Origin of the sequence: Mesorhizobium sp. M8A.F.Ca.ET.165.01.1.1 (genome assembly GCF_004792065.1) — a bacterium.
GTDB lineage: Bacteria > Pseudomonadota > Alphaproteobacteria > Rhizobiales > Rhizobiaceae > Mesorhizobium.
This window is the reverse complement of sequence record NZ_SRTH01000002.1, coordinates 446,402-469,818: the sequence shown is the minus strand read 5'-3', so window position 1 is coordinate 469,818 and position 23,417 is coordinate 446,402. Positions and strand designations below refer to the sequence as shown.

Below are 23,417 nucleotides of genomic sequence, written 5' to 3'. Positions count from 1 at the left end.
CCCATTTTGTTGCGCCGCAACAAGCTAACGCCATCCGCGCCGCGAATTCAACCGATTCGGACTGTCGGCCGTCTGGCTCCGCCGTGCGAGCCGGCGAATGGCCCAATCTTGATTCTGCGGCGAGCCTTCACCATTTCATCATCGAGCGGTCCGCACCCTATGTCGGACCCTGTTACGAGGAAATGACATGAACGCTCGCGTTCTCGACGGCGAAATCATCAACACCCGGCTCGACGATGTCAGGGCTTATGAAGGCGTGCGCACAAGGCGCATCCTGGCCTTCGTGCTCGACTATATCATGGTTGCCCTGCTCACCATTCCGTTCGCCATCCTGGTGTTCTTCCTCGGGCTTTTGACCCTCGGTCTTGGCTGGATGCTGTTCGGCGTCCTGGTGCCGGCAGTCGCCATCCTCTACATCTGGAACACGCTGGGCAGCGCCGACCAGGCCACCACGGGCATGAAGATGATGGGCATCCGCCTCGATCGTCTCGACGGCAGGCCGATCGACGGCCTCACCGCGGTCGTCCATTCCGTATTGTTCTGGGCCGGCAACGTCATCCTGTCGCCGCTGGTCCTGCTGGTGACGCTATTCTCGGACCGCAAGCGCACGCTGCACGATCTTTTGCTCGGCACCGTGGTCAGCCGCACCGGCCGCTAAAAACCGGCCCTCAAGAGAAGTCGCAGCCCCTTGAGCGCAAATGTGAAGGTGTTCAGGCAACCACACCTTCACAATCCTGTTGAATTTTTCGCCGCCCGAGCCAAAGGTAGAGCGATTCGAAGGAGTGTTTCCAAGGCTCGATGACGCAGCATCCGACCCAGTCGCCGCAGTTCTTCCTGACCGCGCCGTCGCCGTGCCCCTACCTCGACGGCCAGTTCGAGCGGAAGGTGTTCACACATCTGGTCGGCGACAAGGCCTCGGAAATGAACGACCTGCTTACGCAAGGCGGCTTCCGGCGCTCGCAGAACATCGCCTACAGGCCAGCCTGCGAAACCTGCCGCGCCTGTGTATCCGTGCGCATCCTGGCCCAGGAGTTCACCGCCAGCCGCAACATGAAGCGCGTGCTGCAGCACAATTCCGATCTCGTCGGCGCGATGCACAATGCCGAGCCCTCAACCGAACAATATTCGCTGTTTCGCGGCTATCTCGATGCCCGCCACCGCCGCGGCGGCATGTCCGACATGACAGTGCTCGACTACGCCATGATGGTCGAGGATACGCATGTCGACACCAAGGTGATCGAATACCGGCGGCGCGGGCCCGATACCTTCATCACCGGCAAGGGTCAGGGCGAACTCATCGCGGTGGCGCTCACCGACAAGATGGCCGACGGCCTGTCGATGGTCTATTCCTATTTCAATCCCGATTTCGAAAGCCGCTCACTCGGCACGTTCATGATCCTCGACCATATCGCCCGTGCCAAGGCGATGGGACTGCCCCATGTCTACCTTGGCTACTGGGTCAATGGTTCGCGCAAGATGAACTATAAGATGCGCTTCATGCCGCAGGAGCATCTCGGCCCGAAAGGCTGGGAGCGCTATACAAACGAAGCGGTCTGACGCTGAGTTTTCCCACGATCCACGCTTAAACTGTTTCAAGGCAGGGGATGCTGGTCTTTCAGCCGCTCGGTTGGAGAGAGTGCGCGCTTGCGCCGATCGGCCACCGCCTGCAATTCAATTGCGAAAGTTCCTGCATGTCCTCTCACCACGATCACCAGAAGGGCCTTTTGATAACCGCCATCGGCGGACTGATACTGACTGTCGACATACCGTTGATCCGCCTTGCGGATGGCGGCGCGTGGACGATCCTTTTGCTGCGCACCGGAACCACTTTCATCGCCGCGATGATCATCTGGTCGGTCTGGCGCGCGCTGAGCCGCAATGCACCGCCGCTCATCCCCGGTTGGGACGGGCTGATCGTGGCGATATGCTATGGGCTGACCTCGATCACCTTCGTCACCGCGGTCTACCACACCTCGACCGCCGATCTGGTGTTCATCCTCGCCTTCAACACCGTGTTCGCGGCGCTTCTGTCGTGGATATTCCTGCGGGAAAAACCGCGGACGGTGACCATCGTGGCCATGCTGGTGATGATCCTCGGCGTGCTGGTCATCGTCGGCGGTTCGGTCGGCACCGGCAAGCTGTTCGGCGACTTCATGGCGCTCTGCTCGGCCTTCTTCATCGCGGTCGCCATCACCATCTCGCGCGCCAGCGGCAAGGATATGGGATTCACCTCGCTCATCGGCGTCCTTCTGCCGCTTGGGCTGGCCGCCTTCATGGTGACAGGCGAAGGCTTCCACGTGAACGCGCCATGGTGGATCATCTTCAACGGCGCCGTCATCATGCCGATCTCGTTCTTCTGCCTCGCCGCCGGGCCGAAGTACATTTCAGGACCGGAAGTGGCGATGTTCTACCTGCTCGAAACGGTGCTGGCGCCGATCTGGGTGTGGATGATCTTCGCCGAGACGCCGACCCGCAACAGCCTGATCGGCGGCGGCATCCTGATCGTCACGCTGGTCGCCCATTCGCTCTGGCAGCTGCATGATGGACGTAAGCGTCGCGGCGACCTTGCGGTGCATCATCCGGCGTAGGGTTCGAGGTCAGGCGCTGGCTTTCTTCGCGGCGCCTGGTTCGGGCAGGACCTCGATCCGCCGACCGGCCTCGATCTCGGCGGCCGATCCGGCCGCCGTCTCATCGGCCAGTTCCACCTCGCGCAGCCACTCGCGCCAGATCGCGACCAGCAGCGCCATCAGGACCGGACCGATGAACAGGCCGAGAAAACCCATGGTCTTGACGCCGCCGATCAGGCCGAAAAAGGTCGGCAGGAAGGGCAGTTTTATCGGTCCGCCGACGAGCTTCGGCCGCAAGGTCTTGTCGACAATGAACAGCTCGACCGTCCCCCATATGAACAGCGCCAGGCCGGCCATCGGCGAGCCGCTGGCCGCGAGGTAGATCGACACCAGCGTGAAGGACAGCGGCGCCCCGCCGGGGATGAGCGCCATCACGCCGGTCAGCGCGCCCAGCGTCACAGGTGACGGCACCCCGGCCAGCCAGTAGGCGACACCCAGCACCAGGCCCTCGCCGATGGCAATCACGGTCATGCCGGTCACGGTCGAGGAAATGGTCGCCGGCACGACGCGCGAGATCCGCTCCCAGCGGGTCGGCAGGATGCGTTCGCCGAGGCGGTCGATCTGGCCGGCGAAATTCTCGCCATCACGATAGGCGAAAAACAGGGCGATCATCATGAACAGCAGCGTCAGAAAGAGGCTGAAAGCGCTGCCGCCGGCGGCGAGCGCGCCTCGGTAGATGCTGCCGATATTCGCGCCGCTGACCAGCTGGATCAGTTCGCCGATGCCGCCGGGATGGCCGAGATTGGTCGTCCACTGCTCGTTGAGCCACTCACCCACGACAGGCATGGTGGCGATCCAGTGCGGCGTCACCGCACCGTGGCGGTTGGTCTCGATCGCCCAGCCGACCCATTCGCGCACCTCGTTGATGGCATAGGTGCCGGCGAGCGCGATCGGTATGACCAGGAAGGCGAGGATGAACAGGATGGCAAATGTGGCGGCGATGGTGCGGTTGCCGCCAACGCCGACCAGCAGGCGACGGTAGAGCGGCCAGCTGGCGAAGGCGATGACGAGCGCCGCCAGCACCGGGAACAGGAAACCGTGGAAGAAATAGACGCCGGCGGCGACGATCAGCACCAACAACCAGCGCGCCGCCGACAGCGGCGGGATGACAGCCGAACGGAGCGGCGTCGACAGCCCGAACAGGCGCTGCTGCCGTTCCGGTTTCTGGATCTTTGCTTCCTTCAAACGCGCTGTTCTCCCCGACCATCCGGTCAGTTATGCGCCGATATAGTGCAGCAATCGTGACGATAGTCCAAACGGTGTTGGTGAAGCTGCCAATCTCCCCCACGAGGGATCGGCAGCTTCAACCGAACTTCCCAGTCCTCGGGAAACCTTTCGGCACCATACGCCCTGCCGATGCCCTCGCGCCGATCCACTCGGCCAGTTCCTCGCGCGACCGGGTGAAAGTACGGTCGGCTGAATCCTGCCAGGAAAGACCGGTCTCCATCGAGAACGGCTTGAGGTCGAGAAGGCCGCCGTCCTTGTATTTCTGCAGCCGCACACCCTTGCCGCGGCCCATCTCCGGAATTTCCGAGAGCGCGAACACCAGCATCTTGCGGTTCTCGCCGACGATAGCGAGATGATCGCCGACGACCGGCACGCAGCGCTTGGCTTCGTCGGGGGCCTTGACGTTCATCACCTGCTTGCCCTTGCGGGTGTTGGCGACCACCTCTTCCTCCGGAACGATGAAGCCGTTGGCGTCGAACGAGGCGAGCAGCAGCTTGCGTTTGGGATCGTGGACGAAGGCGGTGACGATGTCCTGGTCATTGTCCATGTCGACGATGATGCGGATCGGCTCGCCATGGCCACGGCCGCCCGGCAGCCGGTCGGCGCCGATCGTGTAGAACTTGCCGCCGGTGGTGAAGACCAGCACCTTGTCGGTCGTCTGGGCATGGAAGGCGAGCTTGAGGCTGTCGCCCTCCTTGAAGGTCAGCGTCGAGAGATCGGCCAGATGCCCCTTCATCGCCCGCAGCCAGCCCTTTTCCGAAACCACCACGGTGACCGGCTCGCGCTCGATCATGGCGTGGGCGATGTCGGTCAGGTCGTGCTCTGGCGCATCGGCGAACTGGGTGCGGCGCTTGCCGAGCTCGGTCTCCGGGCCGAATTTGTCGCGAACCTGGGTGACTTCCCACTTGATCGTCGACCACTGCTTGGCGTCGGACGCCAGCAGCGCCTCGATCTGCTTCTTCTCGGCGGTCAGCCCATCGAATTCCTTGCGGATCTCGAATTCCTCAAGCTTGCGCAAAGCGCGCAGCCGCATGTTGAGGATCGCTTCGGCCTGGGTGTCGGTGAGCGACCAGCGGGCCATCATGACCTGTTTGGGCTCATCCTCCTCGCGGATGATCTTGATCACCTCATCGATGTTGAGATAGGCGATCAGGTAGCCGGCGAGGATTTCCAACCGCCTCTCGATCTCGCCGAGGCGATGTTTCGAGCGACGGATGAGGACATCGCGGCGGTGATCCAGCCATTCCTGCAGCACGCCTTTCAGCGAGAGCACATTGGGCACCTTGCCGCGCGACAGCACATTCATGTTGAGCGGGAAACGGCTTTCGAGCTCGGTCAGCTTGAACAGCGATTCCATCAGGATGCCTGGGTCGACGGAACGGCTCTTGGGCACCAGCACGACGCGGATGTCCTCGGCGCTTTCGTCCCTGATATCCTCGAGCAGCGGCAGCTTGCGGGCCATCAACAGCTCGGCGATCTTCTCGATCAGCCGGGCCTTCTGCACGCCATAGGGGATTTCGGTGACGACGATGCTCCAGGTGCCCCTGCCCTGGTCTTCCTGGCTCCACTTCGACCGCACGCGAAAGCCGCCGCGGCCGGTCTCGTAGGCTTCGAGGATGGAAGCGCGGCTGTCGACGATGATGCCGCCGGTCGGGAAATCCGGGCCCTGGACGAAATCCATCAGCTTCGCCACCGGCGCATCGCGATGCTCGATCAGGTGCAGCGCGGCGTCGCAAAGCTCGGCCGCGTTGTGCGGCGGGATCGACGTCGCCATGCCGACCGCGATGCCGGACGAGCCGTTGGCCAAGAGATTGGGGAAGGCACCGGGGAGCACGACCGGCTCCTCGTCCTCTTCATTGTAGGTCGGCCGATAGTCGACCGCGTCCTCGGTGATGCCGGCAAGCAATTCGGTCGCCACGTCGGTCATGCGCGCTTCGGTGTAGCGCATGGCGGCCGCGTTATCGCCGTCGATGTTGCCGAAATTGCCCTGGCCGTCGACCAGGGGGTAGCGCATCGAAAAATCCTGCGCCAGCCGCACCAGCGCATCATAGATCGACTGGTCGCCATGCGGGTGGAACTTGCCCATCACCTCGCCGACGATCCGGGCGCATTTGGCAAAACCCTGGTCGGGATTGAGGCGCAGCAGGCGCATGGCGTGCATGATGCGGCGATGGACCGGCTTCAGCCCGTCACGCACGTCCGGCAGCGCCCGGTGCATGATGGTCGACAGCGCATAGGCCAGATAACGCTCTTCCAGCGCCTTCTTCAGATCGACCGGTTCGATATGATCGCCACCGCCATTGTCAGGCGGCAAAAGCCTTTTTCCCATGGGCTGGGACTAGCCGAGCGGGTGATTCGCGGCAAGAGGCGCGCACCCGACCAATCGATTTGCGCTCGTTTCTGCAACAGGAACCCGCACGGTCGAGCTTGCCGTCCAACATCAATCTGTTACATGCCGCATCTATTGCGAAGCACGCTGGCGGCCCGACCTTCATGCCAAATTCACTGCATTCTCCAATAGCGCTCGGATCGGGTTTGCCTTTCACCGCGATTTTGGACCATTGTGCCGGAACACGCCTTTTTCCCGTCCAGTTCGTCACGGAATGGTGATGGCGCAAAGAATTGAAAAACAATTTCAGGACACTCTCAGGGACCTTGCGATGACAATCAAACGCTCAACTATCCGGAAATTCGCTCTTTCGACTTTCTTGCTCACACTGCCGCTGAATGCGGCCCTTGCCCAGGATGCCGCGGTCGCGGACCGGCTGAAGGCAGCACTCTCCGCACAGGGTGTCGACATCTCCTGGACCGGCGTGACCGGCGACAACACCAGCATGGTGCTGCAGGGCGTGTCGGTGAAACCGGCCGCAGAAAAGGAAGCGCTGGCGATCGGCGACGTCAAGCTCGAGAACGTCACCGAAGCCAATGGCGGCTATGATATCGGCACCGTGTCGACCTCGGCCTTCGAACACAGCAAGGACGGCGTCACCCTCGATCTCAGTCCCTTCGTCATCCACGACATGACGGTACCGGCCGACGGCTCCACCAGCCCGCTTGGTTCGCTGATGATGTACAAATCCGCCGAACTGTCGAACATGACGGTCAAGGTCGCCGACAAGACCGCCTTCTCGATGGACGGCCTTGCCATCGAGATCACGCCGCCCGCCGACGGCAAGGCGATGGAATTCACCGCCAATACCGAGAAGTTCACGGCCGATCTCTCGCTGGTCGACGATCCCAAGTCCAAGGAAGTCATCGACGCGCTCGGCTACCAGAACATCTCGGGCAATCTCGAGATGGCCGGCACCTGGCAGCCATCGGACGGCAAGATGGAACTGTCGAAATACGACATCTCCGTCGAGAACGCCGGCACGCTCGGCATGACCTTCGACCTTGGCGGCTACACGATCGACTTCATCAAATCGCTGCAGGAAATGCAGAAGAAGATGGCCGCGCAGCCGGAAGGCGCCGACAATTCAGCGCAAGGCATGGCCATGCTCGGCCTGTTGCAGCAGCTTTCGTTCAACAGCGCCTCGATCCGCTTCGACGACGATTCGCTGACCGGCAAGGTGCTGGACTATGTCGGCAAGCAGCAAGGCATGTCGGCCAAGGACATCGCCAACCAGGCCAAGGCGATCGTGCCGTTCGGCATGGCACAGCTCAACAATCCGGAACTGACGGCTCAGGTGACCGCGGCGGTCAGCAAATATCTCGACGATCCGAAGAGCCTCGAAATCTCGGCCGAGCCGCCGGCATCGGTGCCCTTCGCGCTGATCATAGCGGGCGCCATGTCCAACCCGCTCGATCTGCCGAAGACACTCGGCGTCAGCGTCAAGGCGAACGAGGACTGATTGGAGTTAGCTACCTTCTCCCCGTCATTATACGGGGAGAAGGTGCCGGCAGGCAGATGAGGGGCAGCGCCGCCCCCTGCCAACTGCAATTCGACGCCCGATCCGATTGCCTGTCAGAAGGCGTCAACTGCTGAGGCCGTTCGCCAATCGCCTGCGTCCGCGCTGCCCCTCATTGTCCTGCCGGACATTTCTCCCCGTATAGAGACGGGGAGAAACGGCAGTCGCAACGCTGCCGTCAGTCCTTCTTGGTCGGCGCGACGCGTAGCGCCAGTTCGCGAAGCTGCTGCGGAGAGGCTTCCGACGGCGCGTTCATCAACAAATCATAGGCCTGCTGGTTCATCGGGAACATGGTGATTTCGCGCAGGTTCTTGGCACCGACCAGGAGCATGACGACGCGATCGACACCGGCCGCCATGCCGCCATGCGGCGGCGCGCCATACTGGAAGGCGCGATAGAGGCCGCCAAAGCGTTCCTCGACCGTGGCGCGGTCCAACCCGACCGTCTCGAAAGCCTTGACCATGGTTTCGGGCAAATGGTTGCGGATACCGCCGCTGGCGATCTCGAAACCGTTGCAGACCATGTCGTACTGGAACGCCTTGATGCCGAGCAGGTCCTCGCCGTTGAGCGCATCGATGCCACCTTGCGGCATGGAGAACGGATTGTGGGCGAAGTCGATCTTCTTCTCCTCCTCATTCCATTCGAAGAACGGGAAGTCGACGATCCAGCACAATTCGAAGCGTTCGCGATCGACAAGATTGAGTTCCTCGCCGGCACGGGTGCGCGCAGCGCCCGCGAAAGAAACGAACTTCTTCGGATCGCCGGCGACGAAGAAGGCGGCGTCGCCGTCGGCAAGGCCGAGCTGCAGGCGGATCGCTTCCGTGCGTTCCTCGCCGATGTTCTTGGCGAGCGGGCCGGCGCCTTCGAGCTTGTCGCCCTCCTTGCGCCAGAAGATGTAGCCCAGGCCCGGCTGGCCCTCGCCCTGCGCCCAGCTATTCATGCGGTCGCAGAAGGCGCGGCTGCCGCCGGTCTTGGCGGGAATGCCCCAAACCTCCGCCTTCGGGTCGTTGGCCAGGATGTTGGCGAATACCTTGAAGCCGGAATCGCGAAAATGATCGGAGACGGCCTGCATCTCGATCGGGTTGCGCAAATCGGGCTTGTCGGAACCGTATTTGCGCATGGCGACATCATAAGGGATGCGCTGGAACTTCTGCGTTACCGGCTTGCCGTTGGCGAAGGTCTCGAAGACGCCGCGCATCACAGGTTCCATGGTCGACAGCACGTCGTCCTGCTCGACGAAGCTCATTTCGAGGTCGAGTTGGTAGAATTCGCCGGGCAGACGGTCGGCGCGCGGATCCTCGTCGCGGAAGCAGGGCGCGATCTGGAAATAGCGGTCGAAGCCCGACACCATAATCAATTGCTTGTACTGCTGCGGCGCCTGCGGCAGCGCGTAGAAAGTGCCGGGATGGATGCGCGACGGCACCAGGAAGTCGCGCGCACCTTCCGGCGACGACGCAGTGAGGATCGGCGTCGAGAATTCGGTGAAGCCGACCTCGCCCATGCGCTTGCGCATCTCTGCGATGATTTTCGTGCGCGCCACGATGTTCCGATGCAACGTCTCACGGCGCAGATCGAGGAAGCGGTATTTCAGACGGATGTCCTCGGGATAGTCCGGTTCGCCGAACACCGGCAGCGGCAACTCCTTGGCGGCGGACAGCACCTCAATCTCGCGGGCGAAAATCTCGATCTCGCCGGTCGGCAAATTGGCGTTCGTGGTCTCCGGCAGGCGCGCCTTGACCTCGCCGTCGACGCGGATCACCCATTCGCCGCGCACGGTCTCGGCGACCTTGAAGGCAGGCGAATCGGGATCGGCGACGATCTGGGTCAGGCCGTAGTGGTCGCGCAGGTCGATGAAGAGCAGGCCGCCATGGTCGCGCACGCGATGCACCCAGCCCGACAGCCGGACGGAATTGCCGACGTCGCTCTTTCTCAACTGGGCACAGGTATGGCTGCGGTAACGATGCATTGTCATGGATAAAGTCCGGGGTGCTGGGTGGCAGACCGAAGCATTACGGCCCGGCCTCAAAATTTGCGCGAAAAGCGCATGGGAGGCCGGATTTGTCAAGGCAAGCGGTCATACAGGCTCGCGGCTTCGACCGTTCACGCGAAGTGGATTTGGGCGCCCTGACGTTCGAAATCGGCAAGGATGGCAGCGGGCGCGGTCTTCTCGACGACGAGATGGCTGATCGACCCGGCAGCAGCGACGCGGTAGGGCGCCGTGGTGGCCAGCTTGTCATTGGTGACGGCAATGAGGATGCCGGCGCTATTTCCCGCCATGGCCCGCTTCACCTCGGCCTCGGACGAATCGAAGGCGGTCACGCCTCGCGTGGCATCAAGGCCGCAGGATCCCAGGAAAAACAGGTCGGCGCCAAGCTGCGCCACGGCGGCCAGCGTATCGGCGCCGACACAGGTGCCAAGGTCGCGGACATACCTGCCGCCGAGCACGATCAGTTCGACCAAGGGGTGATCCGACAGGACCGAGGCGACGCCAAGCGAATTGGTGGCTACGGTCAGCTCGATGTCGCGCGGGATGGCCCTGGCGATCGCCTCATTGGTCGTGCCGCCATCGATGAACAGGCTTTGTCCAGCGGAGAGCACCGCCACCGCCGCATTTGCCAGACGCGCCTTCTCCTCGATCGCATGACCGCCCCGCTGGCTGATCGTTGCCGCTGCAAAGGGCGCGGAAGCGACCGCACCGCCGTAAACGCGACGGCATTCACCGGCCTTCGCCAGCTCCCTCAGGTCGCGGCGTACGGTGTCTTCCGAAACACCGAAGCGGCTTGCCAGTTCGCCGGCCAGGACACTCCCCTCCGCCGCAAGGCGGTCACGGATGAGCTGGTGCCGTTGATCGGTGAGCATTGCCGAACCCTGTTTTCTTGTTCTGCACGTTCTTGCATGTTTTGCACGTTTATGCAAGAAGTCGACATGTCTGGCTGCTGGACAAGGCAGCCGCCCGTTTTTCATTGAAAGCACCGCGATGAGCTTTGGCCTCAACCTTGCCCCTCAACACCGGGTCTATGCTGGGTTTGCGACCTATTCGTTCGCCATGGGCAACATCTTCCCGCGACTGCCCGACATCAAGCATGCCATGGGCATCGCGGACGGCACGCTGGGGCTCAGCCTGATCGGGACACCGATCGGCACCCTGACCGCACTGACGCTGGCCACGCCCCTCCTGGAGCGCATCGGCTTTCGCCGCGCGCTGCTCACGCTGGTTCCGCTGCTGGCGCTTCTCTACGCCATCGCCGTACATGCGCCGGAACCCGTCGCACTGTTCCTGATGCTGTTTCCCATCGGCCTGATGATCGGCAGCGTCGAAATCATCCTGAATGTCGAAGCCGACAGGACGGAATTCCAACTCAAACGCCGGATCATGAACCGCGCTCATTCGTTCTGGAGCGCGGGCTTCTTCGGTGCCGGACTGTTCGGCGGCGCGATGGCGCATCTTGGCCTGTCGCCGCAACTCCATCTGGCGCTGGTCGTGCCCATAGTGGCTATCTCGATGGCGATTTTTCTCGGCGGCTACGAGCCGGCCCCTGCCCGCTTCGCCGTTACCAGTGACAAGGCGCCCATGTTCGCCCGGCCGACATTGCCGATTCTCGTTCTCGTCGCGGTGACGCTTTCGGCGATGCTGCTGGAAGGCGCCAGCATCGACTGGTCGGCAATCTACATGCGCACCGTGTTCGAATCCGGCCCCTTTGTCGCCGGCTTCACAGTGGCGCTGTTTGCATTCTCGCAGGCGACGACGCGTTTCTTCGCCGACAGCTTCGTCGACCGCCATTCGCCAAGCGGCGTGGCGCGCGTCCTCCTGGCGACGATGGCCGCCGGCGTTTTCCTGGTCTTCTTCTCGCCCGCGCCATTTGTCTCGATGCTCGGCTTCGCGCTTCTGGGCGTTGGCAGCAGCGCCATCTTCCCGCTGGCGATTTCGGCCGCCGCGCAGCGAAACGATCGCCCCGCGGCGATCAACGTAGCGGCATTGTCACAGATCTCCTTCACTGCCTTCCTGCTCGGCCCGCCGCTGCTTGGCTTCGTCTCGGACCATTGGGGCATCCGCTCGGCCTTCGGCATCGGCATCCCATTCATCATACTCAGCCTGCTGACCGTCGGCTCGCTTGGCGCCAGGCGATCTTCTTCCGCCACCTCCGCAAGCGCAGGCTCCAGCGGGACGCGGGAGGAGGCACTGGCGCGGGCCAACGAGGCATAGGCGGCTCGCCTACCCGTCCAACCGGACGCTGGCGCGGCCTGCCCAAGGCAGGTCGCCTTCGCGAGAACGAAGGATTGTCCGCTGGCATTGACGGTCGCTTTGGTTCAAGAAGGGATCACCGATACGTGATCGCCGCTTCATGTCCTCCATCCGCCCGCTGATTCCGCTCCTCCTCGCCGCAGGCATCCTGCTCGGCGGCAATGGGCTGCAGAGCACGCTGATCGCGCTGCGCGGCGCGCAGGAAGGGTTTTCGGCGTCCGACATCGGTCTTATGGGCACCTTCTATTTCGCCGGCTTCCTGCTCGGCTGCCTGGCCATCACCCGCATCATGAAGGCGGTCGGCCATATCAGGGCGTTCTCGGCGCTGGCGGCGATCGCCTCGGTCGGCACCTTGCTCCTGGTACTGGTCCTCGATCCGGTGATGTGGTGCGCGGTGCGCTTTGCCGGCGGCTTCTGTTTCGCCGGATTGTTCACCATCGTCGAAAGCTGGCTGAATTCAGGCGTCACCAACCACGACCGCGCCCGTGTGCTGGCCATCTACCGGATGGTCGATACCGGATCGGTGACATCAGCCCAGTTCCTGATTCCGGTCTTCGGTGCCGGCGGCTTCAGCATCTTCGCCATCATGTCGATCATGATCACGCTGTCGCTGGTGCCGGTCTCGCTTGGCGACCGTTCCAACCCGACGCCGCCGGAAGAGGTCAAGCTCGATCTGGCACGCGTCTGGCGGATTTCGCCGCTTGGCTGCTTCGGCTGCATCGCCGTCGGCGTCACCAACAGCGCGTTTCGCACCTTGTCGCCGGTCTATGCCGAGCAGATCGGCATGTCGGTCGCCGACGTCGTCACTTTCGTCAGCGTCGGCATTTTCGGCGGCGCGATCATCCAGTATCCACTCGGTTATCTCTCCGACCGCTGGGACCGGCGGCGGGTGCTGCTGATGACGACTTGCTGCGCGATGCTTTCGGCACTGGCGCTGGTGTTCATTGCCGGCAGCAATCCGCTGCTCAACTTCATCGCCGTCTTCATCTTCGGCTGTTTCGCCATGCCGCTCTATTCACTGTCGGCGGCGCATTCCAATGATCGCGCGGATGCCGGCGAGTTCGTGCTGATCAATGCAGCCCTGATGCTGTTCTATTCCTTCGGCGCTATTGGCGGCCCTTTCGCGGCCTCGACGGCGATGCAGTATTTCGGGCCAAGCGCGCTGTTTGTCTTCAGTGCCGTGGTCTACGCGGTGTTCATCGCCGTTATCCTCTACCGCATGCAGGCCCGGTCCGGCGTGCCGGCCGGCAAGCGCAGCCGCTTCACCGCGCTGTTGCGCACCTCGACCATTTTCGCGCGTCTGGCCAGGAGAAATAGTGATCCAGACAGTCCGGAAGGGCCGTGACGGTGGCAGCACAGCTTGACGAAAGCCTTCCCGGCTGAAATCTAGGAAGACCCTACTCCTGCCAAAAGCGATTTGATGCACGTCATCACCACCCAGAAAGAACTCGAGACCGTTCTCGCCGCTTTCGAAAAGTCGGATTTCGTCACCGTCGACACCGAATTCATCCGCGAAACGACCTTCTGGCCAATCCTATGCCTGATCCAGATGGCCGCGCCCGGCGTGACGGCGCTGATCGATCCGCTGTCATCAGACATCGACCTGGCTCCGTTCTTCAAGTTGATGGCCAACGAGGCGGTGGTCAAAGTCTTCCACGCCGCCCGGCAAGACATCGAAATCATCGTCCATCTCGGCGATCTCGTTCCGCACCCGGTGTTCGACACCCAGGTGGCGGCGATGGTCTGCGGCTTCGGAGACAGCGTTTCCTACGATCAACTCGTGCAGCGCATCACCGGGGCGCGGCTCGACAAGTCGTCGCGCTTCACCGACTGGCGCCATCGGCCGCTGTCCGACAAGCAGCTCGACTATGCGCTGGCCGACGTTACCCATCTGATCGAGGTCTATCAGCACCTCAACGCCGAGCTGGCGCGGGAAAACCGCGCTCACTGGCTGAATGAGGAGATGGACGTCCTGACCTCGCGCGAGACCTACGATCCGCACCCCGAGGATGCCTGGAAGCGGCTGAAGATGCGACTGCGCAAACCACAGGAACTGGCGATCGTGCAGACCGTGGCGGCATGGCGCGAACGCGAGGCGCGCGAGCGCGACGTGCCGCGCGGCCGCGTGCTCAAGGACGACGCGATCTACGAGATCGCGCAACAAGGGCCGCGCGATGCGGCGGCCCTTGCCAAACTCCGTACCACGCCAAAGGGCTGGGAACGCTCCTCGACGGCGACCGCACTGCTCGGCGCGGTCAACACGGCGCTCGCCTTGCCCAAGGAGCAGATGCCGAAACTGCCGAAAAACTTCCAGCCGCCCGAAGGCTCGAATGCGGCCGCGGAACTCTTGAAAGTGCTGCTCAGGATCGTCGCCGAAAAACAGGGCGTGGCCTCGAAAGTATTGGCGTCCAGCGACGATATCGATCGCATCGCCGCCGAGGGCGAGGACGCCGATGTGCCGGCACTGCAGGGATGGCGGCGCGCCGTGTTCGGCGAACAGGCGCTGAAGCTGGTGCGCGGTGAGATCGGCATCAAGTTCGACAAGCGCAAGATAGCCGTGTTCGATCTGTAGAAATCGGCCTCTCTTCTTCCGCCTCGGGAGAAGAGCGCCAACGCCGCTTCTGCTCAAACCACCTGGAGCAGGTGAAGAGCGAACCAGATCCAGCCCAACAGGATAATGACCGCACCGAGAAAGAAAGACCGCCTGCGCAGGCGCAGATCGTTGCTGGTCAGGTGAACCCAGGCGTGGAAGTAGCGCGAGGCGACAAAGATCCACATCAGCGCCAGGGTCAGGTAATTGACGCCGTTGGTGACGTGCAGCGCCAGGCACAGCACGTAGAAAAGAACCGGCAATTCGAACTGGTTGTTGAGATTGGCGGCGACCGTGACGCTGGACGCCGGCTCGGTCGAACGCACTTTGTATTGGCCGGTCTTGGCTTCGCCTGACTTGACCGCACCGTCTCGGCGACGGCCTAGGACGCAGTAGACGATGTAGATCAGCAGCACATGCGCCAGGACCGGCCAGAAGATGGTGGTCTGGTTCATGAAGTGGCCCCTGCCCTTTTCGGCTTCAGTTCTGACGTCTTTGGCCCGCCAGCCAGAAAGCGGCAATGACGATGACCGGGAGGGCGAGAAGCGCGAATTTGGTGACGATCAGCGCCGAGGCGAAAGACAGCGAGTCCGGGTTGGCATAGAGGAAATCGGACAGAAGCCGCGCCACGGCGATATTCTGGACATAGTCGGCGAGCGTGTAGGGCAGCACCAGGACCAAGGCGAAGATCGCCTGCATCTGCCCCGGCAGCACACGGAAAGCCTTCAAGCGCCGGCCAGTTACCACGATCAGGCTGACTAGCGTCAGCGACAACAGCGCAGGAAACAAAAGATCGAAGGTCAGGTAATGCCAGACCAGGATGATCTCGCTGCCGCGCCGGCCAAGCGCCGTCAGCCAGGCCATGCCTTCGTCGGGCGTGAATCCGAAATAGCGCATGTCGAGCGAGGCCAAGCCCCCGCTCAACTGGCGGAAATAGAAGAACTCCATCCCGGTCATGGCGATGAAAACCGCTGCCGAGAGAAAGCAGAGCGCTCCGACATGGCGCGACAGGCGCAGCACCATGGCGGCCAAGTTGCGCCAAAGCCCGGAAGAATCAGGCTCCGCCGGGATAGTTGGGGCTTTCGCGGGTAATCGTGACGTCATGGGCGTGGCTCTCACGAAGTCCGGCGTTGGATATGCGCACAAAGGTGGCGCGGTCGCGGAAATCGGCAAGGTCGCGGCCACCAACATAACCCATAGCGGCTTTCAGCCCGCCTGCAAGCTGGTGCAGCACGCCAGACACAGGTCCTTTGTAGGGAACCTGCCCTTCAATGCCTTCCGGCACCAGTTTCAGCGTGTCGCGCACCTCGGCCTGGAAGTAGCGATCGGCGGAGCCCCGCGCCATTGCGCCGACCGAGCCCATGCCGCGATAGGCCTTGAAGGAGCGGCCCTGGTGCAGATACACCTCGCCCGGACTTTCGTCGGTCCCGGCAAGCAGCGAGCCGATCATGGCGGCGCTGGCGCCGGCGGCGAGTGCCTTGGCGAGATCGCCGGAATATTTGATACCGCCGTCGGCAATCACCGAGGCGCCGGATTTATGCGCCGTCTCGACCGCCGACATGATGGCCGAAAGCTGGGGAACGCCGACCCCGGCCACGATGCGGGTGGTGCAGATGGAGCCCGGACCGATGCCGACCTTGACGGCGTCGGCGCCGGCGTCGATCAGCGCCTGCGTGCCTTCGGCGGTGGCGACGTTGCCGGCCAGGATGCGCACGGAATTGGAAAGCTTCTTGGCCCGCGTCACCGCGTCCAGCACGCGCTGCGAGTGGCCATGCGCGGTGTCGATCACCAAAAGGTCGACGCCCGCCTCGATAAGACGCTCGGCGCGTTCGAAGCCGTCATCGCCGACGCTGGTGGCGGCCGCGGCGCGCAGTCGCCCCTGCGCATCCTTGGTGGCATGCGGGTTGAGCTGCGACTTCTCGATGTCCTTGACGGTGATCAGCCCAACGCAATTGCCCGCCTTGTCGACCACGACCAGCTTCTCGATGCGGTGCTGGTGCAGGAGCCGCTTGGCCTCGTCCTGGTCGACATTCTCCTTGACCGTGATCAGGTTCTCCCGGGTCATCAATTCGTAGACCTTTTGCGCAGGATCGGAAGCGAAGCGCACGTCGCGGTTGGTCAGGATGCCCACCAGCCGGCCGGTCTTGTGGCCGCCGGCGCCGCCATTCTCGACCACCGGAATGCCCGAGATCGAGTAGGTGCGCATCAGTGACAGCGCGTCGGCGAGCGTGGCGTCGGGACCGATGGTGACCGGGTTCACCACCATGCCGGATTCGAATTTCTTGACCTGCCGCACCTGCTCCGCCTGTTCGGCGGGCGAGAAATTGCGGTGGATGACGCCGATGCCGCCGGCCTGCGCCATGGCGATGGCAAGCCTTGCCTCGGTGACCGTGTCCATCGCCGCCGACAGGATCGGCACGTTGAGGTCGATGTCGCCGGCGATGCGGGTGCGGATGTCGGTCTGGCCGGGCATCACTTCGGAATGACCGGGCTGTAAAAGCACGTCGTCAAAGGTCAGCGCCAGTGCGCCGGTGGACGTTTCGATGATTTTTGCCATAGCCAGCCCTTTGAATGCGAAAAAGCGCTGGACCGGAATGGGCAGCGCCGACTCGTTATTCCCTTTCAGGATTGGCGGTGGCTGGTAACACGTCCCGGGACGGATGAAAAGCCGATCATTGCGTTGCACAACAGGATCACGACGAGCCCGGCAACGCCACCCCTGGTTGCGATCGCACAAAAGTGACAGCAAATTAATGCGACATCGGTGTCCAGCCGTGATACCCGCCCTGCGTGCCGGCAAGGTCGGCAACATCTGGAATCAAGCCCGGACGCGTTTTTGTGAACCGCACCATTCCGCTCATACTGGCGGTCGCTCTTTTCATGGAAAACATGGATTCGACCGTCATCGCGACATCGCTGCCGGCGATCGCCATCGACATCCATACCAGCCCGATCGCGCTCAAACTGGCGCTGACCGCCTATCTGGTGTCGCTGGCGATCTTCATTCCGATCAGCGGCTGGATGGCCGACCGCTTCGGCGCCAAGAACATCTTTCGTGCGGCGATCGCGGTGTTCATTGCCGGTTCGGTTGCCTGCGCGCTGTCCGGTTCGCTGCCGGCCTTCGTGGTGTCGCGCTTCCTGCAAGGCATTGGGGGCGCCATGATGACCCCGGTCGGGCGCCTGGTGCTGGTGCGCGCCACGCCCAAGAGCGACCTGGTCGCCGCCATGTCCTGGCTGACCGTTCCAGCACTCGTCGGCCCGCTGGTCGGTCCGCCGATCGGTGGCTTTATCACCACCTATTTTACGTGGCACTGGATCTTCCTGATCAACGTGCCGATCGGCCTGATCGGCATCTGGCTGGCCACACGCTTCCTGCCGGAAACCGAAGCAACCGAGACGCCGCCGCTCGATTTCATCGGCTTCGTGTTGAGCGGGCTTGCCGCATCCGGCGTCGTGTTCGGCCTGTCGGTGGTCAGCCTGCCTTATCTGCCGCCGGCCACCGGCTTCATCACGGTCGCGGTGGGGCTGCTGTCGGGCGCGCTCTACCTGATGCATGCGCGCCGCGCCAGAAATCCGCTGCTGGCGCTTGAGCTGTTCCGCAACCAGGTGTTCCGCTCGTCGGTGCTTGGCGGCAGCCTGTTTCGCATCGGCATCGGAGCGGTGCCGTTCCTGTTGCCGCTGATGTTCCAGATCGGTTTCGGGCTGACCCCATTCCAGTCCGGCATGATCACCTTCGTCTCCGCGATCGGCGCCATCGGCATGAAATTCGTCACCGCGCTGATCTTCCGCGTGGTCGGCTTCCGCCGCGTGCTGATCGTCGGCTCGCTGGTCGCTGCCGCATCGATCGCCATCTACGGCCTCTTCACCCCCGAAACGCCTTACGCGCTGATGCTGGCCATTTTGCTGGTTGGCGGCTTCATCCGTTCGATGTTCTTCACCGGCGTCAACGCGCTCTCCTATGCCGAGGTTTCGGCGGAGGATACCAGCAAGGCGACGCCGATCACGGCGGTGTTCCAGCAGCTCTCGATCGCGCTCGGCGTGGCGCTCGCCGGCGGTGTTCTGGAAGTCTCGACCTCGATCCATGGCGGCCCGCTGACGCTGGGCGATTTCCATACCGCCTTCTTCATCGTGGCGGCGGTATCGGCGGCGGCGTCACTGTCGTTCATGCGGCTGGCACCCGATGCCGGCAACGCCGTGTCAGGCCATGGCCGGCTGACGACGCCCAAGACGCTGGAACCGGTGAGATCGCCTGGAGAGTGAAGCGGCCAACTCAGCCGTCTGCGTCCCCCGGCCCTTCGCCATGGCTCCGGGCGCTCGAGCCCTTCGGAACGTCCACTGGACGTTCCGATCCGCCTGACGGCGGACCAGCCTCTCGCCCCTTAAAATCCTTGGCCAAGAGATAAAGCTCCACCGACTCATCGCGCGAGGCTGGTGGCTTGACGTGGTGGACGGAGCGGAAATTCTTCTTGAGCATCGAGAGCAGTTCGTTTTCGGCGCCGCCCTGGAAGGTCTTGGCCAGGAAATGGCCGCCGGGCTTCAGGACCGACAGCGCGAAATCGGCCGCCACCTCGCACAGATGCATGGTACGGATATGGTCGGTCCGCTTGTGGCCGGTTGTCGGTGCCGCCATGTCGGACAGCACGACATCCGGGTCTCCGCCCAGCGCCTCGGCCAGCTTTTGCGGAGCCTGCGGATCGAGAAAATCCATCAGCAGCACCGGCGCACCGGGCACGGCGTCCATTTCCAGATAATCGATGCCGATGACATGCGGGTTTTCGGCCGTCGATTTCGTGCGCGCGGCCGCGACCTGGCACCAGCCGCCGGGGGCGGCACCCAGGTCGATCACCTTCATGCCGGGCTTCAAGAGATGGTGCTTGTCGTCGATCTCGATCAGCTTGTAGGCCGCGCGGGAACGATAGCCGTCGGCTTTCGAGCGTTGGACATAGGGATCGTTGATGTGGCGCTGCAGCCAGCGGCGTGACGATTCCTTCAGGCCGCTTTTCTTCTTGATCCGCGTCCTCAGCACGCGAATGCTCGCCGAACCTGGTTTTTCCGGTTTCTTGGTCATTGCCTGATTTCTTGTTTGAGCATGATCATGCCCTAGCACGCCCATCGTTGCGCCAGACGCCGTCGTCGGCCATCAGCTCGCTCAATATGCCCTCGCGCAGTCCCCGGTCGGCGACGCGCAGCCGCTCCGACGGCCAGACAGCGCGGATCGCTTCGAGGATAGCACAGCCGGCCAGCACCAGATCGGCGCGGTCGGCGCCGATGCAGGGGTTGGCGCAGCGCTGCTGGAAATCCCAGCCGACCAGTCTCTCCACCATGCGGTCGACGCTGTCGCGGTCCATCCACAGGCCGTCGACCCGCCGGCGGTCGTAGCGCTCGAGATCGAGGTGGACGCCGGCCAGCGTCGTCACCGTGCCCGAAGTGCCGAGCAGATGGAAATTCGGGCTGGCCTTGAGATGGCTCAGCCGGTCGCGGCCATCGAAAGTAGCCAGCCTGCCGGCGACGTCGTCGACCATGGCGGTGAAGATCTCGCGCGTCACGGTGCGGCCGCCAAAGCGTTCCGCCAATGACACGACGCCGACCGGCAGCGATGTCCATGAGACGATATGGTTGGCAAGGCGCGGCGAGCGGCGGCCGCTGAGATCGATCAGCGCGATCTCGGAGGAGCCGCCGCCGATGTCGAACAGGACGACGCCTTGCGTGTCGCGCTCGACCAGCGAGCCGCAGCCGGAAACCGCAAGGCGGGCTTCGGTCTGGCGATCGATGATCTCGAGCTTCAGGCCGGCTTCGCGCTCGACACGATCGAGGAACTCGACGCCGTTTTCGGCGGTGCGGCAGGCTTCGGTGGCGATCAGCCTTGCCTTCCTGATCTTGCGGCCGCGCAATTTGTCACCGCAGACCTTCAGCGCCTCGACCGCGCGGTCCATCGCCGGCTGGCCGAGCCGGCCATTGGCGGTGAGCCCCTCGCCCAGCCTGACGATGCGCGAGAAGGCGTCGATGACGCGGAACTGGCCGTGACGGGTGGGAACGGCGACCAGCAGCCGGCAATTGTTGGTGCCGAGATCCAGCGCCGCGAAAACCGGAAGCTCGTGCACCGGCGGCCTGCGGTTGCCTTGTTCGGGGCGTGGCGCTGGAACGACGGGCGAGATCGCCGCAGCGGCAACAGGCTTCAGGTCGACTGCCGCGGTAGCGGCCTTGCCTTGCAGCGGCGATCGATTGTCCTCGGGGCGCACATCGTCGCGCGCAAAAACCTTGCGCCCGCGCCTTCGCTTGCGCCGTTTCTTGGGCTTGCCTTTCTGGGTTGCGTCGCCCACCTGCCCATTCACGGAGCGAGGCTCCGTCGGGCGGCGTTGCTGCCAACCGGCCGTCCCCGGGCCTGATGACCCCGGAGAAGCGCTGGACGCGCCCACCTCCGGCGCGCCTGCGCCGGTGTCGCGGTCTTCCACTGTCGTTCCTTCCGGCGCCGCGCGAACCGGTGACGGACGCAGCAGGCGCTTTGGCATGTTTCAAGTTGCCGCCAGACTAACAGTGCCGCGCCCGATCACCAAGAGCCGCTTGCCGAATTTTGCCGGCTGGGCGCGCAACCCCGCCTTTTTGCTGCGCTCCGTAATGTACCCGCAAGGCTGGATTGATAACGCGACGCCAGCGGAGACCGCGCCCGTCGAGCCGGTTCCCTCGCCGCTTGCAGGCGTTCTCGCGCCGCGCCCGGTGCAGGCAGGCCTCGCCGGCATCAGGCGCGACAAGTGTTCGCGGTTGAATAGCCGGCTTCAATGAGGCATTTCTGAAATGAATGGGGAATTCGGGGCGCGGTCGGCCTCTCGACAGAAAAGGAAGCGGACAGGCAACGCATGACGGTCGGGCAATGAACTGGAAACGCTATTTCTGGCCGATCGTCGGCATCGGCGCGGTGATTTTCTCGCTGCTGCTGCTCTGGCATGAATTGCGCGGTATCTCGCTCGACGACGTCTGGGACGGGCTGGCGGCCATTCCGGCCCGCGGCTGGATGCTGGCAGGCTTGAGTTCGGTGGTGGCCTATGCCGCGCTCGCCGGCTACGACCACATCGCGCTGCTGCATATCGGCAGGCGCGTGTCCTGGCTGTTCGTGACGCTGTGCTCCTTCACCACCTATGCGCTGTCGCACAATATCGGCGGCTCGGTGTTTTCCGGCGCCGTCATCCGCTACCGCGCCTACGGCACCAGGGGCCTGACCGGCCAGGAGGTCGGCGTGCTGGTGGCGGTCTGCTGGATAACCTTCGTGCTGTCGACGATTCTCGCCGCAGGCCTCGTGCTGGTGTTCGAGCCGCAGATTATCGACCGCTTCTCCGGCATCGCCCATCACGGCCTGTCGGAGGCGGCGGGCATTGCGATGCTGGTCCTCGTCGCGGCCTATATATTCGGCAGCTGGCTGCATCTGCGCCCGCTGAAGATCGGCAGCTTCCAGTTGCACTATCCGGCGCTGCCGATCGTCGCCAGGCAGTTGCTGATCGGCCCGATCGAGTTGCTGGCGGCGGCCGCGATCATCTTCTTCGCCCTGCCCGAGATGCACAATCCCGGTTATTTCGTCGTGCTCGGCGTCTTCCTCGTCTCCTTCTCGGTCGCCCAGATATCGCACGCGCCGGGCGGCCTCGGCGTGTTCGAAGTGGTGTTCTTGGCCGGGCTTTCCGACATGGACCCGGTCGGCGTGCTGGCCGCGCTGCTGGTGTTCCGGCTGTTTTATCTGATCATCCCGCTGTTTCTGGGCCTGGGCATCGTGCTGTTCTTCGAACGCTCGCAATTCAGCCGCAAGGAGAGCTGAGCCCGGAGTTCTCACGCCGCTGGAAAAAGGTGGCGTTTGAAACCGGTGATAAAAGCTGGCGATTGAACCGCGGAGCAGGCTTGACTATTTTCCACTGGCGGCTACAAGGCAGCGCTCAAGCGGCTCAGCCGTTCGGCCTGCGTGGTCCATGACCGCGCCTGCTGGGGAATAGGTTAACGGTAGACCCACGGACTCTGACTCCGTTAGTCCTGGTTCGAATCCAGGTTCCCCAGCCAGCACCTCTCAATGAGAGCACCCAGCCAAACAAGAAATCGGAATTGGAACGCTTTCCGATGCAGCCCGGCACATCGCTCCCGGCTTCGTCCACGAAATCCTGCATAAGGCCGCCTGATGGTCACTGACACCGAGTTCATCCGCGAAAGCATCGGCCAAGGCTGCGCGATGCTATCCGACGGCGAATTCGTCATCGACAGATTGGTGAAGTATGTCGGCAACGGAAGGATCAGGTGGCATGTCGAGTTTCGTGGGCATCGCGTCGAGTTCACGACCGGCCAGTTGAAGAAGCAGCCTACGTTCCGAAGGAAGATGCTCGAACAGGCCAGCGTGCTGCCGCCTCAGCGCACCGGGGCCAACTACAGGCGATGGGCTATCGATCTGCGGAAGAACGCCATCGAGCTTCCCTGGCGGGATAGACCGGTTGATGCCGGTTTCGCTATCGACAGGCTTGTCGGCCATGGGGACGACCGCTGGACTGTCGAATACCAAGGCAAGGCAATCAAGTTCACGACGACCAAGCTGCGCAGGCAAACCAGTTTCCGCAAAAGGATGCTGCTCAAGGCCAAGGTGCTGCCGCCCCAGTTGGACCCGGTTGCCTATCGGAAGTGGGCGGACTGGTTGATTCAAAACGCCACGGAGGCCGCACCGCAGGCCGGCGATGCCGTGATGACCGAGAAAAGTTGGCTTGACGACCTGCCGGAGCTAGCCGGCTGGCAAAGCGACGCGCCGTTCGAAGGCGAGTAACGCGGCGCCGTCGTCGGTCAGATCCCACCAACGCCAGAAC

Annotated in this window: 20 protein-coding genes and 1 tRNA gene; 12 read left to right on the top strand and 9 right to left on the bottom strand. The window is 63.2% G+C overall.

Translation table 11 applies throughout. The annotated features are described in order from the left end of the window. Positions 1–187 precede the first annotated feature (187 nt). The 3 genes from EN808_RS06830 to EN808_RS06820 all read left to right on the top strand — a co-directional run bounded on the left by EN808_RS06830 (position 188) and on the right by EN808_RS06820 (position 2,588). Entirely contained in the window at positions 188–658 is a 471-nt protein-coding gene (locus EN808_RS06830; RefSeq protein ID WP_127280407.1) for an RDD family protein, read from the top strand. Positions 659–798: 140 nt separating this feature from the next. Next, positions 799–1,557: an arginyltransferase gene (locus EN808_RS06825; protein ID WP_015318275.1), complete on the top strand. Its 759-nt coding sequence runs from the start codon at positions 799–801 to the stop codon at positions 1,555–1,557. Between the two features lie 134 nt (positions 1,558–1,691). Continuing rightward, on the top strand, positions 1,692–2,588 hold the full coding sequence (locus EN808_RS06820) for a DMT family transporter (RefSeq protein ID WP_135863990.1): 897 nt from the start codon (positions 1,692–1,694) through the stop codon (positions 2,586–2,588). A gap of 9 nt (positions 2,589–2,597) precedes the next feature. Here EN808_RS06820 and EN808_RS06815 read toward each other — a convergent pair whose 3' ends face one another. Both EN808_RS06815 and parC read right to left on the bottom strand, forming a co-directional pair. Then, a complete protein-coding gene (locus tag EN808_RS06815; RefSeq protein ID WP_127869651.1) occupies positions 2,598–3,812 on the bottom strand; it encodes an AI-2E family transporter in 1,215 nt (404 codons plus the stop codon). A 118-nt stretch (positions 3,813–3,930) separates the two neighbouring features. Beyond that, entirely contained in the window at positions 3,931–6,183 is a 2,253-nt protein-coding gene (parC, locus tag EN808_RS06810) for a DNA topoisomerase IV subunit A (RefSeq protein ID WP_135915420.1), read from the bottom strand. Positions 6,184–6,514: 331 nt separating this feature from the next. Here parC and EN808_RS06805 point away from each other — a divergent pair, with 331 nt between their 5' ends. Next, on the top strand, positions 6,515–7,705 hold the full coding sequence (locus tag EN808_RS06805; RefSeq protein WP_135915419.1) for a hypothetical protein: 1,191 nt from the start codon (positions 6,515–6,517) through the stop codon (positions 7,703–7,705). A gap of 235 nt (positions 7,706–7,940) precedes the next feature. Here EN808_RS06805 and aspS read toward each other — a convergent pair whose 3' ends face one another. Both aspS and EN808_RS06795 read right to left on the bottom strand, forming a co-directional pair. Continuing rightward, entirely contained in the window at positions 7,941–9,728 is a 1,788-nt protein-coding gene (aspS, locus tag EN808_RS06800; RefSeq protein ID WP_189521822.1) for an aspartate--tRNA ligase, read from the bottom strand. A 134-nt stretch (positions 9,729–9,862) separates the two neighbouring features. After that, positions 9,863–10,621 (bottom strand): DeoR/GlpR family DNA-binding transcription regulator, encoded by a 759-nt coding sequence (locus EN808_RS06795; RefSeq protein WP_135863986.1) that lies wholly within the window; start codon positions 10,619–10,621, stop codon positions 9,863–9,865. 118 nt (positions 10,622–10,739) lie between these two features. Here EN808_RS06795 and EN808_RS06790 point away from each other — a divergent pair, with 118 nt between their 5' ends. From EN808_RS06790 to rnd, 3 genes are all read left to right on the top strand, one after another. After that, entirely contained in the window at positions 10,740–11,966 is a 1,227-nt protein-coding gene (locus EN808_RS06790; protein ID WP_135863984.1) for an MFS transporter, read from the top strand. A 139-nt stretch (positions 11,967–12,105) separates the two neighbouring features. Further along, a complete protein-coding gene (locus EN808_RS06785; protein WP_135863982.1) occupies positions 12,106–13,350 on the top strand; it encodes an MFS transporter in 1,245 nt (414 codons plus the stop codon). A 75-nt stretch (positions 13,351–13,425) separates the two neighbouring features. Beyond that, positions 13,426–14,577 (top strand): ribonuclease D, encoded by a 1,152-nt coding sequence (rnd, locus tag EN808_RS06780; protein ID WP_127279863.1) that lies wholly within the window; start codon positions 13,426–13,428, stop codon positions 14,575–14,577. A gap of 53 nt (positions 14,578–14,630) precedes the next feature. Here the strand turns inward: rnd and EN808_RS06775 are convergent, their stop codons facing one another. Genes EN808_RS06775 through guaB form a run of 3 tightly spaced genes read right to left on the bottom strand, consistent with a single transcriptional unit; the run spans position 14,631 to position 17,152 of the window. Further along, positions 14,631–15,050: an MAPEG family protein gene (locus EN808_RS06775; protein WP_127869657.1), complete on the bottom strand. Its 420-nt coding sequence runs from the start codon at positions 15,048–15,050 to the stop codon at positions 14,631–14,633. A gap of 25 nt (positions 15,051–15,075) precedes the next feature. After that, positions 15,076–15,618, bottom strand: a complete 543-nt coding sequence (locus tag EN808_RS06770) for a hypothetical protein (RefSeq protein ID WP_167531211.1) — start codon at positions 15,616–15,618, stop codon at positions 15,076–15,078. A 31-nt stretch (positions 15,619–15,649) separates the two neighbouring features. Further along, complete coding sequence (gene guaB, locus EN808_RS06765) at positions 15,650–17,152, bottom strand: IMP dehydrogenase (protein WP_127279866.1); 1,503 nt, start codon at positions 17,150–17,152, stop codon at positions 15,650–15,652. A 281-nt stretch (positions 17,153–17,433) separates the two neighbouring features. On the opposite strand from guaB, the gene EN808_RS06760 reads away from it, so the two are divergent. Continuing rightward, a complete protein-coding gene (locus EN808_RS06760) occupies positions 17,434–18,855 on the top strand; it encodes an MFS transporter (protein WP_135915418.1) in 1,422 nt (473 codons plus the stop codon). 10 nt (positions 18,856–18,865) lie between these two features. Here EN808_RS06760 and EN808_RS06755 read toward each other — a convergent pair whose 3' ends face one another. Both EN808_RS06755 and EN808_RS06750 read right to left on the bottom strand, forming a co-directional pair. Next, positions 18,866–19,663 carry an RlmE family RNA methyltransferase gene (locus tag EN808_RS06755; RefSeq protein ID WP_135915417.1) on the bottom strand — a complete coding sequence of 266 codons (798 nt, stop codon included), beginning with the start codon at positions 19,661–19,663 and terminating at the stop codon, positions 18,866–18,868. A gap of 25 nt (positions 19,664–19,688) precedes the next feature. Beyond that, the gene (locus EN808_RS06750; RefSeq protein ID WP_127280525.1) at positions 19,689–21,047 is read right to left on the bottom strand and encodes a Ppx/GppA phosphatase family protein; all 1,359 of its coding nucleotides are present in this window, start codon (positions 21,045–21,047) and stop codon (positions 19,689–19,691) included. 55 nt (positions 21,048–21,102) lie between these two features. Between EN808_RS06750 and EN808_RS06745 the strand changes: the two genes are divergently transcribed. The 4 genes from EN808_RS06745 (at position 21,103) to EN808_RS06730 (ending at position 23,377) form a co-directional block, all read left to right on the top strand. Continuing rightward, a complete protein-coding gene (locus tag EN808_RS06745) occupies positions 21,103–21,375 on the top strand; it encodes a hypothetical protein (protein WP_127280526.1) in 273 nt (90 codons plus the stop codon). Between the two features lie 88 nt (positions 21,376–21,463). Beyond that, the gene (locus EN808_RS06740; protein ID WP_135915416.1) at positions 21,464–22,396 is read left to right on the top strand and encodes a lysylphosphatidylglycerol synthase domain-containing protein; all 933 of its coding nucleotides are present in this window, start codon (positions 21,464–21,466) and stop codon (positions 22,394–22,396) included. Between the two features lie 162 nt (positions 22,397–22,558). Continuing rightward, positions 22,559–22,632, top strand: a tRNA-Gln gene (locus tag EN808_RS06735). Between the two features lie 115 nt (positions 22,633–22,747). Further along, on the top strand, positions 22,748–23,377 hold the full coding sequence (locus EN808_RS06730) for a hypothetical protein (protein ID WP_135915415.1): 630 nt from the start codon (positions 22,748–22,750) through the stop codon (positions 23,375–23,377). Positions 23,378–23,417: the final 40 nt, after the last annotated feature.

Coding starts and splice junctions, on each gene's coding strand:
- guaB (WP_127279866.1), bottom strand. CDS start 17,152: ATGGCAAAAATCATCGAAACGTCCACCGGCGCACTGGCGCTGACCTTT.
- EN808_RS06805 (WP_135915419.1), top strand. CDS start 6,515: ATGACAATCAAACGCTCAACTATCCGGAAATTCGCTCTTTCGACTTTC.
- EN808_RS06740 (WP_135915416.1), top strand. CDS start 21,464: ATGAACTGGAAACGCTATTTCTGGCCGATCGTCGGCATCGGCGCGGTG.
- rnd (WP_127279863.1), top strand. CDS start 13,426: ATGCACGTCATCACCACCCAGAAAGAACTCGAGACCGTTCTCGCCGCT.
- aspS (WP_189521822.1), bottom strand. CDS start 9,728: ATGCATCGTTACCGCAGCCATACCTGTGCCCAGTTGAGAAAGAGCGAC.
- EN808_RS06820 (WP_135863990.1), top strand. CDS start 1,692: ATGTCCTCTCACCACGATCACCAGAAGGGCCTTTTGATAACCGCCATC.
- EN808_RS06785 (WP_135863982.1), top strand. CDS start 12,106: ATGTCCTCCATCCGCCCGCTGATTCCGCTCCTCCTCGCCGCAGGCATC.
- EN808_RS06825 (WP_015318275.1), top strand. CDS start 799: ATGACGCAGCATCCGACCCAGTCGCCGCAGTTCTTCCTGACCGCGCCG.
- parC (WP_135915420.1), bottom strand. CDS start 6,183: ATGGGAAAAAGGCTTTTGCCGCCTGACAATGGCGGTGGCGATCATATC.
- EN808_RS06830 (WP_127280407.1), top strand. CDS start 188: ATGAACGCTCGCGTTCTCGACGGCGAAATCATCAACACCCGGCTCGAC.
- EN808_RS06790 (WP_135863984.1), top strand. CDS start 10,740: ATGAGCTTTGGCCTCAACCTTGCCCCTCAACACCGGGTCTATGCTGGG.
- EN808_RS06745 (WP_127280526.1), top strand. CDS start 21,103: ATGTTTCAAGTTGCCGCCAGACTAACAGTGCCGCGCCCGATCACCAAG.
- EN808_RS06770 (WP_167531211.1), bottom strand. CDS start 15,618: ATGGTGCTGCGCCTGTCGCGCCATGTCGGAGCGCTCTGCTTTCTCTCG.
- EN808_RS06775 (WP_127869657.1), bottom strand. CDS start 15,050: ATGAACCAGACCACCATCTTCTGGCCGGTCCTGGCGCATGTGCTGCTG.
- EN808_RS06730 (WP_135915415.1), top strand. CDS start 22,748: ATGGTCACTGACACCGAGTTCATCCGCGAAAGCATCGGCCAAGGCTGC.
- EN808_RS06795 (WP_135863986.1), bottom strand. CDS start 10,621: ATGCTCACCGATCAACGGCACCAGCTCATCCGTGACCGCCTTGCGGCG.
- EN808_RS06755 (WP_135915417.1), bottom strand. CDS start 19,663: ATGACCAAGAAACCGGAAAAACCAGGTTCGGCGAGCATTCGCGTGCTG.